Source organism: Stutzerimonas chloritidismutans (genome assembly GCF_020783375.1).
Classification (GTDB): Bacteria; Pseudomonadota; Gammaproteobacteria; order Pseudomonadales; family Pseudomonadaceae; genus Stutzerimonas; species Stutzerimonas kunmingensis.
On the sequence record NZ_CP086067.1, the window covers coordinates 2,866,624 to 2,880,587 of the forward strand.

General features: G+C 63.5%; 14 protein-coding genes. 8 read left to right on the plus strand and 6 right to left on the minus strand.

The features are described from left to right. Nucleotides 1-10: 10 nt before the first annotated feature. A complete protein-coding gene (gene tcdA, locus LLJ08_RS13205) occupies nucleotides 11-820 on the minus strand; it encodes a tRNA cyclic N6-threonylcarbamoyladenosine(37) synthase TcdA (protein WP_228207225.1) in 810 nt (269 codons plus the stop codon). A gap of 127 nt (nucleotides 821-947) precedes the next feature. Between tcdA and dapE the strand changes: the two genes are divergently transcribed. From dapE to LLJ08_RS13220, 3 genes are read left to right on the plus strand one after another with little or no spacing between them, the layout of a single operon-like run. Then, complete coding sequence (dapE, locus tag LLJ08_RS13210; RefSeq protein ID WP_101274144.1) at nucleotides 948-2,096, plus strand: succinyl-diaminopimelate desuccinylase; 1,149 nt, start codon at nucleotides 948-950, stop codon at nucleotides 2,094-2,096. Continuing rightward, nucleotides 2,090-2,896 (plus strand): putative RNA methyltransferase, encoded by an 807-nt coding sequence (locus LLJ08_RS13215; protein WP_228207226.1) that lies wholly within the window; start codon nucleotides 2,090-2,092, stop codon nucleotides 2,894-2,896. Before dapE ends, LLJ08_RS13215 begins: the two co-directional genes overlap by 7 nt. 56 nt (nucleotides 2,897-2,952) lie before the next feature. Continuing rightward, the gene (locus tag LLJ08_RS13220; protein ID WP_003303949.1) at nucleotides 2,953-3,324 is read left to right on the plus strand and encodes a hypothetical protein; all 372 of its coding nucleotides are present in this window, start codon (nucleotides 2,953-2,955) and stop codon (nucleotides 3,322-3,324) included. 99 nt (nucleotides 3,325-3,423) lie between these two features. On the opposite strand, the gene LLJ08_RS13225 is transcribed toward LLJ08_RS13220, so the two are convergent. The 4 genes from LLJ08_RS13225 to LLJ08_RS13240 form a co-directional block, all read right to left on the minus strand. Then, on the minus strand, nucleotides 3,424-3,633 hold the full coding sequence (locus LLJ08_RS13225) for a cold-shock protein (protein WP_003283763.1): 210 nt from the start codon (nucleotides 3,631-3,633) through the stop codon (nucleotides 3,424-3,426). A gap of 203 nt (nucleotides 3,634-3,836) precedes the next feature. Next, complete coding sequence (locus LLJ08_RS13230) at nucleotides 3,837-5,672, minus strand: GldG family protein (RefSeq protein WP_228207228.1); 1,836 nt, start codon at nucleotides 5,670-5,672, stop codon at nucleotides 3,837-3,839. Nucleotides 5,673-5,682: 10 nt separating this feature from the next. After that, a complete protein-coding gene (locus LLJ08_RS13235; protein ID WP_014820009.1) occupies nucleotides 5,683-6,414 on the minus strand; it encodes an ABC transporter permease subunit in 732 nt (243 codons plus the stop codon). Then, nucleotides 6,411-7,334 carry an ABC transporter ATP-binding protein gene (locus LLJ08_RS13240; protein ID WP_042928010.1) on the minus strand — a complete coding sequence of 308 codons (924 nt, stop codon included), beginning with the start codon at nucleotides 7,332-7,334 and terminating at the stop codon, nucleotides 6,411-6,413. Before LLJ08_RS13240 ends, LLJ08_RS13235 begins: the two co-directional genes overlap by 4 nt. 270 nt (nucleotides 7,335-7,604) lie before the next feature. On the opposite strand from LLJ08_RS13240, the gene LLJ08_RS13245 reads away from it, so the two are divergent. The 5 genes from LLJ08_RS13245 (at nucleotide 7,605) to LLJ08_RS13265 (ending at nucleotide 11,618) form a co-directional block, all read left to right on the plus strand. Then, a complete protein-coding gene (locus LLJ08_RS13245; RefSeq protein WP_419585747.1) occupies nucleotides 7,605-8,939 on the plus strand; it encodes a serine hydrolase domain-containing protein in 1,335 nt (444 codons plus the stop codon). A gap of 40 nt (nucleotides 8,940-8,979) precedes the next feature. Further along, nucleotides 8,980-9,549 (plus strand): GNAT family N-acetyltransferase, encoded by a 570-nt coding sequence (locus LLJ08_RS13250; protein WP_228207229.1) that lies wholly within the window; start codon nucleotides 8,980-8,982, stop codon nucleotides 9,547-9,549. Between the two features lie 95 nt (nucleotides 9,550-9,644). Then, entirely contained in the window at nucleotides 9,645-10,427 is a 783-nt protein-coding gene (gene blaOXA, locus LLJ08_RS13255; RefSeq protein WP_014820005.1) for a class D beta-lactamase, read from the plus strand. A gap of 69 nt (nucleotides 10,428-10,496) precedes the next feature. Beyond that, entirely contained in the window at nucleotides 10,497-11,207 is a 711-nt protein-coding gene (locus LLJ08_RS13260; protein WP_228207230.1) for a class I SAM-dependent methyltransferase, read from the plus strand. A gap of 36 nt (nucleotides 11,208-11,243) precedes the next feature. After that, nucleotides 11,244-11,618: a hypothetical protein gene (locus LLJ08_RS13265; protein ID WP_228207231.1), complete on the plus strand. Its 375-nt coding sequence runs from the start codon at nucleotides 11,244-11,246 to the stop codon at nucleotides 11,616-11,618. A 17-nt stretch (nucleotides 11,619-11,635) separates the two neighbouring features. On the opposite strand, the gene katG is transcribed toward LLJ08_RS13265, so the two are convergent. Then, nucleotides 11,636-13,867 (minus strand): catalase/peroxidase HPI, encoded by a 2,232-nt coding sequence (katG, locus tag LLJ08_RS13270; protein ID WP_228208941.1) that lies wholly within the window; start codon nucleotides 13,865-13,867, stop codon nucleotides 11,636-11,638. Nucleotides 13,868-13,964: the final 97 nt, after the last annotated feature.

The following is a 13,964-nucleotide window of genomic DNA, read 5'->3' on the forward strand; positions in this document are numbered from 1 at the left end:
CACTTTTTCGTCAGCTGCGAACGTTGCGCTCGCTGGGGCGACGGGCTCCGGCGACCAGCTTGTCGACGGCCCTGGCGGCTGCAACCATGCCGAAACTGGCGGTCACCATGGTCACCGCGCCGAAGCCTCCGGCGCAGTCGAGCTTGACCCCCTCACCAACGAAGCTCTTGCTCTGGCACACGCCGCCGTCCGGCTTCGGGTAGCGCAACTGCTCCGTGGAGAACACACAGGGCACGCTGTAGGTGCGCCCCGGCGTGCGCGAGAAGTTGTATTCGCGACGCAGCAGCGAGCGCACCTTTGCCGCCAGCGGATCGTTGAAGGTCTTGTTCAGATCAGTGACCTGGATCTGTGTCGGATCGACCTGCCCGCCGGCGCCGCCGGTGGTGATGATCTGGATCTTGCGGCGCTTACACCAGGCGATCAGCGCCGCCTTGGCCGGCACGCTGTCGATGCAGTCGATGACGCAGTCCATGTCTTCGGTGATGTACTCGGCCATGGTTTCGCGGGTGACGAAATCCGCCACTGCATGAACCTGGCAGGCCGGGTTGATGGCGCGAATACGTGCGGCCATCTCGTCGACCTTGGCTTTGCCCACTGCGCCATCGAGGGCGTGAATCTGCCGGTTGGTATTGGTGATGCACACATCGTCCAGGTCGAACAGGCTGATCTCGCCTACCCCGCTGCGCGCTAGCGCCTCGGCCGCCCACGAGCCGACGCCACCGATGCCGACCACCGCCACATGCGCAGCCGTCAGCCGCTCGAGGCCGACGCGGCCATACAGGCGGGCAATACCGCCGAAACGCTGATCATCGATAGACATGCCGACTCCCCGGAAAAAACCTGGCGATTATAAGACCTCATGACGCCACGACCACTGCATCCAGCCGTCACCGCAACCGCGCCTTTGCTTTAATATGGCGCCCTTTCCCCGCCGCACCGGAGCCCTGATGACCGCGCCTGCCCTCTCCCCGACGCTCGAACTCGCCTGCGAGCTGATCAATCGCCCATCGGTGACGCCGCTGGATGAAGGCTGCCAGCAGCTGATGAGCCAGCGCCTGGCGGCCTGCGGCTTCACCATCGAGCCGATGCATATCGAGGACGTGGAGAACTTCTGGGCCATTCGCGGCAACGAAGGCCCGGTGCTGTGCTTCGCCGGCCACACTGACGTGGTCCCTACAGGCCCGCTGCAGGCCTGGCAGAATCCGCCGTTCAGTGCGCGCATCGACGAGCAGGGCATGCTCCACGGCCGTGGCGCGGCAGATATGAAAGGCAGCCTGGCGGCGATGGTCGTGGCAGTGGAGCGCTTCACCGCCGATCACCCGAAGCACAAGGGGCAGATCGCCTTTCTCATCACCAGTGATGAAGAAGGCCCTGCGCACCACGGCACCAAGGCCGTCGTCGAGCGCCTGCGCGAGCGTGGCCAGCGCCTAGACTGGTGCATCGTCGGCGAACCGTCGAGCACCGCCTTGGTAGGTGACGTGGTGAAGAATGGCCGCCGCGGCTCGCTCGGCGGCACCCTCACCGTACGTGGCCAGCAGGGCCATGTGGCCTATCCGCATCTGGCGAAGAACCCCATCCACCTGGCCGCGCCTGCGCTAGCGGAATTGGCCGCCGAGCACTGGGACGACGGCAATGCCTTCTTCCCGCCGACCAGCTTCCAGATCTCCAACCTGAATGCCGGCACCGGCGCCACCAATGTCATTCCCGGCACGCTGGAAGCGGTGTTCAACTTCCGCTTCTCTACCGAATCCACCGTCGAACAGCTCAAGCAGCGCACCGCCGCGATTCTCGACAAGCACGGTCTGGACTGGAACGTGGACTGGGCACTGTCCGGCCTGCCGTTCCTCACCGAACCAGGCGCGCTGCTCGACGGCGTGGCCAAGGCAATCCGCAGCGTCACCGGCCGAGAGACCACGCCGTCCACCAGCGGCGGCACCTCGGACGGGCGCTTTATCGCCACCCTCGGCACCCAGGTGGTCGAGCTCGGCCCGGTCAACGCGACCATCCACCAGGTCGACGAACACATCCTGGCCAGCGATCTCGACCTGCTGACCGAGATCTACTACCAGACCCTGGTGAACCTGCTCGCATGCTGATCTGCCCGATCTGCCAGGCGCCACTGAGCGCGCTCGACAACGGCGTGGTCTGCGCGGCCAACCACCGTTTCGACCGCGCGCGTCAGGGTTACCTGAACCTGCTCCCGGTGCAGCACAAGAACAGCCGCGATCCGGGCGACAACCAGGCCATGGTCGAAGCACGGCGACGCTTTCTCGACGGCGGCCACTATGCGCCGCTGGCCCGACGCCTCGCCGAGCTGGCCGCCGAACGCGCGCCGCAGCGCTGGCTGGACATCGGCTGTGGCGAGGGCTACTACACCGCCCAGGTGGCCGAGGCACTACCGGACGCCGAAGGCTATGCACTGGACATCTCCCGCGAAGCGGTCAAGCGCGCCTGCAAACGCGCGCCGCAACTGGAATGGCTGGTGGCGAGCATGGCCCGCGTGCCGCTGGCCGATGGCAGCTGCGACCTGCTCGCCAGCGTGTTCAGCCCGCTGGACTGGCAGGAGGCGCGACGCCTGCTCGCACCCGGCGGCGGACTGCTGCGCATGGGACCGACCCGCGAGCACCTGTGGGAGCTACGCGCCCGGCTCTACGACGAGGTACGCGACTACGATGACGAGAAGCACCTGTCGCTGATTCCCGAAGGCATGCGCCTGGCCCACAGCGAAACCCTCAGCTACGAGCTGCAGCTGGACAACGCCCAGGCCCGTGCCGACCTTCTGGCGATGACCCCGCACGGCTGGCGCGCCAGCGCCGAGCGCCGCGCCGCCGTGATCGACAGTCACCTCAGCGTGCGGGTTGCGATACGCTACGACTGGATCGAACGCACGCCCTAGCGTTCGTATATTTGCCTACGACCAAAACCTCGCACCACCACATAAGGCAGTCGCCCATGCGTCAACCCGATATCGAGATCTACCTCAGGGATGCCAGTCAGGAGGCCGTCGGCGAGTGGCTGGCCCAAGCCATTGGCTCATGTTCCGCCTGGCAACAGAAAGGCCAGACCTTCAAGTGCAGCGCCGCCGGCATTCCGGTGACCTGGCTGCCGAAGGCGGTGGGCAAATGGCATTGTCTGCTGCTGGAAAGCGATGCCACCCCCTGGGACGATGACCTCGCCTGCGCCCGCGCGGCGTATCAGGCTTTGGGTGTGGAAATCCGCTGCGCGCCGGGCGGCTGGCAGGAAGAGGAAGCCGTTGAAGAGGCCGACCGCTGGATCCGCATCAGCGATGACGGTGAAGAGGAAATCGTCTGGCGGACGGGCTGATCGGCATCGGCCGTATCGCTCATCCGTGGTGGACCGAAACCACCGAATAGCAAAACAAAGCCCGTCACTTGGACGGGCTTTGTCATTGCGCAACCGAAGTTACACGCCGGCGACGTCTTCGGCCTGCAGGCCCTTCTGGCCCTGGGTTACCGAAAACTCCACCTGCTGCCCTTCGGCCAGCGAGCGGTGGCCGTCGCCACGGATCGCGCGGTAATGCACGAACACGTCCGCGCCATTACCCCGCTGAATGAATCCATAGCCTTTTGCATCGTTGAACCACTTGACGGTTCCAGTCTCGCGCTCAGCCATTACCACTTCTCCAACTCGCTTTTGTTATTCCTCGGAAGAGGGGTCGACGGTCAGGCCTTCGTGCATTCGGCTCCGGCGCAAATGCGACTCGAACGCGACCGTTGCCGGAGTATAAAACAACGATTTTCGCTGTCAGCCTCTTTTTTCCGCTGCGGATTTGACACCCTCGCCCGCCCCGGCCAATGCCGGAACGGGTGCTCTGTTCAGGCGCTCCGGCGGCGGCGCCATAGCCACAGGGCGAGCACGCCCAGGGTCAGCAGCAAGGGCACCAGAGCGATGTTGGCGAACTTCAGAGTACGCCCCAGCGCTTCGATATCGGCATTGAGCTGGTAGCGCACCTCACGCAACTCCTTGCGGATACGCACCTTCTCCTGCTGGAACTGACGCACCGCCTGCTCCTGCTCAGCCGTCAGCTCCAGCGCCTGCTCCGGGTCCGGACTCTGCAGCTCGGCCAGTTGCTGCTCGGTATCAGCCAGGCGCTGCTGCAGCACTTCTTCCTTCTCGCGGAAACGATCCTCGGCCTCGCGTTGCAAGGTTTCTACCATCACGAACGGACGGGTGAAGCGACCACGCGAACGCACGCTGATCAGCGCATCGGTGCCGGAAAGGTTGTCCAGCGCATTGATCACGAACGCGCCGTTGTCCGCCCACGGCTGCGGAACGCGCTGGCCGAAGAAGTCCTGCACCTGCACCCACATGCGATCACTCAGCAGATCGGTATCGGCGACGGCGATCACGTTGATGTTCTGGCTTTCCTTGATGCCCTCTTCACGGCCTTCGATGCCGTCCGGAAAGGCAGTTTTCGCCGGCCCCTGGATGCGCGCCGCCAGGGTGTAGCGCTCGCCGGTCGGCTCGAGGCCAAGCAGCAGGGTTTCCGGGTTGTCCAGCGTGGCGAAGCGCTCGGCCTCCACCGGCATGGCGTAGTCGGAACTGCCGAACAGCGGCGTGAAGCGCGTCGTCGCGTCCTCCAGCGGCTCCAGAATGCCGGCACTGGCGATGGTGATGTTTTCCAGCGCGGCGGTGGTCACGTCATCCTGATCCAGCGCGTTGCGCGGCAGGCTCAACCAGCCTGCGTGACGCACCGGACGGCGCTCCGCACCGACGCCAACCGACATCGCGTAGGCTGCATCGACCAGCGCCTGTTGCGGCACCATGCGCACGCCCCAGGCCTTGAACAGTGGCTCGAGGTCGGACGCACGCTCCTCGCCGAATTCTCCCGGACCGATGCCCATGCCCGGATCGGCCTCGCTGTGCGGATCGACGAATACCAGCAGCTTGCCGCCACGCAGGACGAACTGGTCGATGGCGTACAGCGTCTGCTCAGGCAGATCCTTCGGGTGAATCAGCAGCAACACCGAGACGTTGGTCGGGATCATGTCCACATCGCGGCGCAGGCTTTCGATATGGAACAGCTGGCGGACTTCCTCCAGCACCATCCACGGCGGCGTCGCCTGCTGAGTCCGCATGTCGAAACCGCCGGTCAGCTGCAACCCTGAGAGCACGCCGACCACCGGCAGCTCGCCACTAGCCAGGCCCTGCACCAGGCGGCTGATCTCGTACTCGAGAAACTCTTCCTGATCCAGCGGGAAGAACGGAATGATCTGCGTGCTGCCCTCGGCATTGGTGCCGGCGAGGCCGAAGTAGATCTTGTCGCCGCCCTGGTTGAGCGGCACCGCCTGCAGGCCGAACTCGGCGGCGCGGTCCTCCTCTTCGGAGAACGGCTGCGGGTCGATCACATGCAGCTTGAGCTTGCCAGCGGAGGCCCGCTCGTAGGCCTTGAGCATCTCCTCGACGCGACGCGCGTAGTTGCGCAGCGCCACCAGCTCCTTGGAGGTCTCGTCCGAGTAGAAGAAGTGCAGTTCGATCGGTTCCTGCAGGCCGTCAAGAATGCGCTCGGTGCCCTCGGAAATGGTGTAGAGCTTCTGCTCGGTCAGATCGAGCCGCGCATTGGTGAACAGCATGCCGGACACGCCGTTGAACAACAGAAATGCCAGTGCGATCAGCAGCAGCCCGGCACCGGAATAGATGACTCGTTTCATGTCTGTTCCCTCAGGCGGCTTTCTTCAGATCGACGACCACGGCAGTGGCAGCCAGCCAGGCGACGATCAGCGTGACGAAATACAGCAGGTCACGCAGGTCGATCACACCCTTGCTGATGGAATCGAAACGGATCAGGAAGCTCAGCGAAGCCACCGCATCGATCAGCCACTGCGGCGCCCAGGCGAAGGCATCCAGCACCATCGGCAGGCCGCTGACGATGAACAGGAAACACACCGCCACCGCGAGGATGAAGGCGATCACCTGGTTCTTCGCCAGCGCCGACATGCACGAGCCGATCGCCAGAAACGCACCCGCCAGCAGCCAGCTGCCGAAATAACCAGCAACGATCACACCGTTGTCCGGCTCGCCCAGGTAATTGACGGTGATGACCATCGGGAAGGTCAGCAGCAGCGCGATGCCAGCGAATACCCAGGCGGCGAGGAACTTGCCGGTAACCGCTTCGAAGCGGGTGATTGGCAGCGTCATCAAGAGCTCGATCGAGCCCGACTTGCGCTCCTCCGCCCACAGGCGCATGGCGATCGCCGGCACCAGGAACAGGTACAGCCAGGTATGGAAGCTGAAGAACGGCGTAAGGTCGGCCTGGCCGCGCTCGTAGAAACCGCCCAGGTAGAAGGTGAATACCCCGGACAGCACCAGGAAGATCACAATGAACACGTAAGCCAGCGGCGTGGCGAAATAGCTGCCCAGCTCGCGCTTGAAGATAACCGGCAACTGGGTCATAGCGACTCCCCGCGAGTCAGGTTACGGAACACCTCATCCAACCGGCCGCGTTCCACGTCCAGCTCCTTCACCACCCAGCCATGCTGGGCGATCAGCGCACTGACCTGGGGGAAAATCACCTGCCCCGGCTGCGCCAGCAACGTCAGGCTGTGCTCGGGCTCGTTGAATTCGACACCGGCCACGCCGGGCAACGCGGCCAGGGCAACGTCGTCCAGCGGACCGTCGCTGACCAGCGTGACGGCCTGGTGATATTTCGACCGGCTCTCCAGCTCCAGCGGCGTGCTGTCGGCCACCAGCCGGCCCTGGGCGATGACCACCGCGCGGGTGCAGACCGCACTGACCTCTTCGAGGATATGCGTGGATATGATGACAATCTTGTCCTGCGCCAGCCCCTGGATCAGCTGACGTACCTGGTGTTTCTGGTTCGGATCGAGGCCATCGGTGGGCTCGTCGAGGATCAGCACCTGCGGGTCGTGCAGGATCGCCTGGGCCAGGCCGACGCGACGCTTGAAGCCCTTGGACAGCGTCTCGATGGACTGCCCCAGCACGTTCTCCAGCTCCACCTGGGCGACCGCGGCTTCGACCCGCTGGCGCTTGTCCGCACCACGGAAGCCGCGGACTTCAGCGATGAACTCGAGAAAACCGCGCACCGTCATGTCGCCGTAGCAGGGCGCGCCTTCGGGCAGATAACCGATCTGCCGCTGGGCCTGCAGGGTCTGGGTGCGAATGTCGTGGCCGAGGATGCTCGCCGTGCCCGACGTCGGCGCGAGAAAGCCGGTCAGCATCTTCATAGTGGTGGACTTGCCGGCACCATTCGGGCCGAGAAATCCCAGCACCTCGCCGCGCTGGACCTGGAATGACAGGTCGTCGACCGCGGTGTGCTGGGCAAAACGCTTGGTCAGGTTGCTTATTTCGATCATGGACTCTCACCAGTGCACCAAAGGCCCTGGCGTGCCGCCGCGCGACCCGAGCCAGGTCCTGCAAAAATGCCGGCGGCACTATAAGAACAGCAACCCGACGAATGCAACCAGTCCCTAGACTGAGAGGACTACGCTGTTCATCACCGCTCTGCGCGCAACTCGCTATAAGGCCATGCCGCACGGATCGCAGACGCCCAAAATTCCGGCAGAGATTGAGAGACTTCCAGGCCGGCATGCCGCGACACGCCAAGCCATTAGCAAGGACAAACCATGAAACTACGCAGGTCCAGAGAGCTAGCGAAAGTACATCTCTGCTGTTTGTTTGGCGCCATGGCGTGCTCAGCGTACGCCAGTGAGCCTGCGGAGTTTCCAGACGCACAAACCAGTGATCCAGCGACAATGGGATGGATGGTTGGCTCGCCGCCACCGGCTGATCGAATCCTGCGCTTCGAGGATGGCAGTTATTTTCGCTTCCCGCAGATGCGCTGGAGCGTCGCCAACTTTCGACAGCTGATGCCTACCGTCAATGTCTCACGCGGCCTAGGTGAGTCTTCACTACTGGAGCACCAGCCAAGCAACGAGATCGATGCGCTGACATTTGTCCCGCTTGGTGGGGGCGAGCCGATGACCTGGCAGCAATCGCTGCAAGCCAATTACACCGACGGCATCATCATCCTTCACCGAGGGAAATTGGTGTACGAGCGCTATTTCGGCGTATTGAAGCCGCAAGGACAGCATGCTGCCATGTCGATTACGAAAACCTTCACCGGTACATTGGCGGCGCTTCTTGTGGCCGAAGAAAAGCTGGATCCCGAACGTCTGGTCGCTGATTACGTTCCCGAGCTGGCAGCGTCGGGTTTTGGCGATGCCAGCGTACGTCAGCTGATGGATATGACCACCGGCATTCACTTCAGCGAGGATTATGCGGACCCCAAGGCCGAAGTATGGGCGCACGCCGCCGCCGGCAATCCGCTGCCGAAACCCGCTGATTACCAGGGGCCACGGACCTATTACGAATTTCTGCAAACGGTCAAACCGCAAGGTCGTCATGGCGAGGCCTTTCATTACCGCACCGCAAACTCCGACGCTCTGGGCTGGGTAATCGCGCGAGTGAGCGGGCGGAACGTCGCACAGCTGTTGTCGGAGCGCATCTGGAGCCGCTTGGGCGCAGAACAGGATGCCTACATGTCGGTAGACTCCATCGGTACGCCGTTCGCCGGAGGCGGCCTTAACGCCGGCCTGCGCGACCTTGCTCGTTTTGGCGAGATGATGCGCAATGAAGGTAGATACAACGGCACTCAGATCCTGCCAGCGGAAGTCGTGGCAGATATCCGTGGTGGAGCAAATCGAGACGACTTTGCGAAAGCCGGTTATCGACTGCTACCCGGCTGGAGCTACCGCAACATGTGGTGGGTCACCCACAACGGGCATGATGCCTTCATGGCACGTGGGGTACATGGGCAAGCGCTTTATATCGACCCACTGGCGGAGATGGTGATCGCGCGCTTTGCCAGCCATCCGGTGGCGGGCAACGCAGCAAACGACCCCACCTCGTTGCCGGCTTTTGAGGCGGTGGCGAAGCATCTGCTAGAACAGCGTCGATAGCTTGCTGAAGCTGCAAACAGCCCGGGATGAAGGATTCGCAGTGACCGACCCGATCGAATTCCAGACCACACGTCTGCTCCTACGGCAATGGACGCCAGCCGATCGTGCACCGTTCGCCACGATGAATGCGGACCCCAGGGTCATGCGGCACTTCCCCGCTCTGCTCAGTCGGGCCGAGAGCGATGCAATGGCTGACCGCTGCCAGGCGCTGATCGAAGAACGCGGCTGGGGGTTCTGGGCCGTCGAACTGAAAGCCAGCGGCGCATTCATCGGCTTCGTCGGCCTGCATACGCCGTCGGCCACCTTGCCGTTCTCGCCGTGCGTGGAAATAGGTTGGCGCCTGGCGGCTGATTACTGGGGCCAGGGATTGGCCAGCGAGGCGGCGTGGTCCGCGCTAAAGACAGGGTTCGGCACGCTCGATCTTTCCGAAATCGTATCCTTCACTACTATCGAGAATCGACGTTCACGCGCCGTGATGGCCCGTCTCGGCATGCGTGAAACGGAGGTGTTCGAGCATCCAGGGGTACCCGTCGGCCATCCGCTTCGCCGGCACTGCCTGTATCGACTGGATCGCGAACACTTTGCGGCGCAGTTGGCTGCAGCTGAATGACCGTTCATTCACGATTGTCTGGACTTCGCTGGAAACCCTGTTAGAACGGCACGCGCATAGCCGGACCCTCATCCCCACCCTACGGATATTCTTCAATGCCTCAGCTGTTCCTCGCGCTTCTGTTCCTCGGCTTTTCCGGCTTCGCTCATGCGGAAGATGCCGATATCGCCCGGCTGTTCGACGAGGCTGGCGTGGACGGAACACTGGTGATCGAATCGGCTGAAACCGGCCAGCGCTACGTTCACAACGAAGCCCGCGCGAAGCAGCCGTTCACCGCCGCATCCACATTCAAGGTGCTGAATACGCTGATCGCGCTGGAGGAAGGCGCCATCGCCGGCGCCGACGAGATCATCCCGTGGGACAACACCCGTTACGAGATCGAGGACTGGAACCGCGACCAGACGCTGAAGAGCGCCTTCCAGGTCAGTTGCGTCTGGTGCTACCAGTGGCTGGCGCGGCGGGTGGGTGCGGCAGACTATCCGCCACACATCCGCCAGGCGCATTACGGTCAGCTGCGCGAGCCCTTCAACGGTACCGAGTTCTGGCTGGATGGCTCGCTGACCATCAGCGCCGAGCAACAGATCGAGCTGCTCAAACGCGTGACCGCGCGCAGCCTGCCGTACCGCACCAGCAGTTACGACACATTGAAGACGGTGATGCTCACCGAAGCCGCCAAGGACTATCGTCTTTACGCCAAGACCGGCTGGGCCGCCCGCAGCACGCCCGGCACCGGCTGGTACATCGGCTACGTGGAGACTGGTGAGAATACCTGGCTGTTCGCCTTGAACCTGGACACCCGAACCGTCAGGGACCTGCCGTTGCGTCAGCAGATCGCCCTGAACGCATTGCGAGCCAAAGGCATTCTGCCGGCGGACTGAAGCAACTCAGCAGCAACCCGGGTGGTGCGCCTAGGCGCCCATCCTGAACAACCTCCTGGGAAATCCGCCATGCGCAACGATGAAATCAAGGCCATCTTCGACCAGCAGGCAACCAGCTACGACGAGCGCTGGGCGAGAACCGCGCCGATTCGCGAGGCCCTGCATTTCCTTCTGGAAGCCGTGTTTGCGGACCTCCCAGCCGATGCCCGGATTCTGTGCGTCGGTGCCGGCACCGGCGAGGAAATCGCATACCTGGCGAGGCGCTTCCCGCGCTGGAGCTTCACCGCCGTCGAGCCCTCCGGTGCAATGCTCGAGGTGTGCCGCAACAAGGCGATCGAGGGCGGCTACGCCGAACGCTGCCAGTTCCATGAGGGCTATCTGCAATCGCTGCCGGAGCAGGACGCCTTCGATGCCGCGACGTGCTTTCTGGTGTCGCAGTTCATTCTGGAGCCTGGGGCCCGTGCGGAGTTTTTCCGTGCCATCGCTAGCCGGCTTCGCCCGGGCGCACGCCTGGCCAGCTCCGACCTGGCATCGGATACCGCCTCGGCCGAATACACGGCCCTGCTCGAAACCTGGATGAACATGATGACCGTGGCTGCCATCCCGGCCGCCGGTGTGGAGCAGATGCGCGCAGCCTACTCCCGCGATGTGGCGGTGCTGCCTCGCGAGCGGGTCGCAGCGATCATCGAATCCGGCGGCTTTACCGACCCCGTCCTGTTCTACCAGGCCGGGCTGATTCACGCCTGGTACTCGACGCGGTCAACGGTCGATGCGCAATAACGCCGCGGCATGGCGGCTGTATCCGACCGGCCGAGCATGAAGCGATCCGTGTTGTGTTCGTTTCTTCTCGCCACGTTGGCCGGTGCGGCGATCTGGAGCCTGTCGCCGCTGCTGACGGGCCATGTCGAGCCCTGGGATGCCGGCGGCCTGTATCACCCCGTAACGCTGGCCCTGGGCGGCGGATTGTGTGGCTCCGTTTCGCCGAAACCATTGTGGCCGCTCTACGCAGGCTGTGTGGCCGGGCAGGTTCTGTATCTGCTCGGCTGGTTGCCGACAGGGCCATTGCTCCCCGTCGGGCTGGTGTTCGTGCTGCTGTGCTCCCTGGTCTTTCTCGCCGGAGCCTATGTCGGCTCCCGAGCCCGAACCAGATGGCAGGCTCGAAAGCAGCAGCCGCCCCGTGGCGGCGCCTGATGGCGCCGCCGCGAGCTCTAGGCTGAGAGCTTCTGGCTGAAATTATCGGCGGGCTTGCCGATATCGAGCCGGTCCACGTTCATCACCTTGTCCCAGGCTTTGACGAAGTCCTGCACGAACTTCTCGTTGCCGTCGGCCATTCCGTATACCTCAGCCTGGGCACGCAGCTCCGATTGCGCGCCGAAGATGAGGTCCACGCGGGTGGCGGTCCAGGTGGGCTGGCGGGTCTTGCGGTCGAGGCCCTGGAAGCGGTTCTTGTGCTCAGTCGCGACCCACTCGTTCTGCATGCTCAGCAGGTTGACGAAGAAGTCGTTCGAAAGCGTGCCCACGCGCTTGGTGAAGACGCCTTCCCTGCCGCCATCCGCATTGGTGCCCAACACACGCATGCCGCCGACCAGCACGGTCATTTCCGGCGCGCTCAGCCGTAGCAGGTGGGCCTTATCGACCAGCGCTTCCTCGGGCGCCATGAAGTGGGACTCGTGGTAGTAGTTGCGGAAGCCATCGGCGACCGGCCGCAGCGCTTCGAACGAGGGCCCATCGGTCCACTCTTCGAGCGCATCCATCCGCCCTGGCGTGAAGGGCACGGTGACGGCCACGCCGCCGTCCTGTGCCGCTTTCTCGATGGCAGCGCAGCCGGCGAGCACGATCAGGTCCGCCATGGAGACCTTTTTGCCCCCGCTGGCCGAGCCGTTGAACGTGTTCTGGATCTCGCCGATTTTCTGCAGCACGCGATCCAGCAGGGCTGGGTTGTTGATCTCCCAATCCTTCTGCGGCGCGAAGCGGATACGAGCACCGTTGGCGCCTCCGCGCTTGTCCGATCCGCGATAGGTGGCGGCCGAAGCCCAGGCTACCGACACCAGCTCGGACACGGAAAAGCCCATACCGAGCAGCTGCTGCTTCAGCGCGGCGATGTCCGCCTCGTCGATCACCGGGTGGTCACGTTCGGGAATCGGGTCCTGCCAGATCAGCTTTTCCTGCGGCACCAGTGGCCCGAGGTAGCGGCCGATGGGACCCATGTCGCGGTGCGTCAGCTTGAACCACGCTTTGGCGAAGGCATCGGCGAACTCGTCCGGGTTCTCGAGGAAGTGACGGGAGATCTTTTCGTACTCAGGATCGAAACGCAGCGCCAGGTCCGAGGTAAGCATGGTTGGCTTGCGCTTCTTGTTCGGGTCGAAGGGGTCGGGAATGATTTCCCCCACGTCCTTTGCGACCCACTGATGCGCGCCAGCCGGGCTCTTGGTCAGCTCCCATTCGAAGTTGAACAGGTTCTCGAAGAAGTAGTTGGACCACTGCGTCGGGGTCTGACTCCAGATGACTTCCAGGCCCGAGGTAATGGCGTCTGCACCCGCACCGGTCTGGAATCTGCTGCGCCAACCCAAGCCCTGGTCTTCGATAACGGCGCCTTCCGGGTCTGGCCCCAATAGCGAAGGGTCGCCCGCGCCGTGGGTCTTGCCGAAGGTGTGACCCCCGGCGATCAGCGCCACCGTTTCATAGTCGTTCATCGCCATGCGGCCGAAGGTTTCGCGAATATCGATGGCCGAGGCTTTGGGGTCAGGGTTGCCGTTGGGGCCTTCCGGGTTCACGTAGATCAAACCCATCTGCACCGCGCCCAGCCCCGGATGCAATTGCCGCTCGCCGCTATAACGCTCATCACCGAGCCAGGTGCCTTCGGGGCCCCAGAAGAGCTCTTCCGGCTCCCAGGTGTCCGCACGGCCGCCGGCGAAACCAAAGGTCTTGAAACCCATGGATTCCAGCGCCACGTTGCCCGTGAGCACGTAAAGGTCCGCCCAGGAAATTTTACGGCCGTACTTCTGTTTGATCGGCCAGAGCAGGCGCCGCGCCTTGTCCAGCGAGGCGTTGTCCGGCCAGCTGTTGAGCGGTGCGAAACGCTGCTGACCGCCGCCGGCGCCGCCACGGCCATCGGTGATCCGATAGGTGCCGGCGCTGTGCCAGGCCAGCCGGATGAAAAGCCCGCCGTAATGGCCGAAATCCGCCGGCCACCAGTCCTGGGAGTCAGTCATCACTTGGTGAAGATCAGCGATCACTGCGTCGAGATCGAGGGAGTTGAATGCGGCGGCGTAGTCGAAATCGCCACCGTATGGATTGGATCGCGGTGAGTGCTGGTTGAGCGATGTGAGGCTCAGCGCTTCAGGCCACCAGTCCCGGTTGCTCGGGCGTTTGCGGGGCGCACCAGCGCCATGACCGAATGGGCAACCACCACCCGTCTTTTCGCCAGTCTCTTCGTTCATGTTCTGCTCCTCACGGTTGTCGATGACGCGATCAGGCGCCGCTTTAAACAACCTAGCACCGAGCTCATGAACGAACAAAAGGCCAGGACGGCGTTTT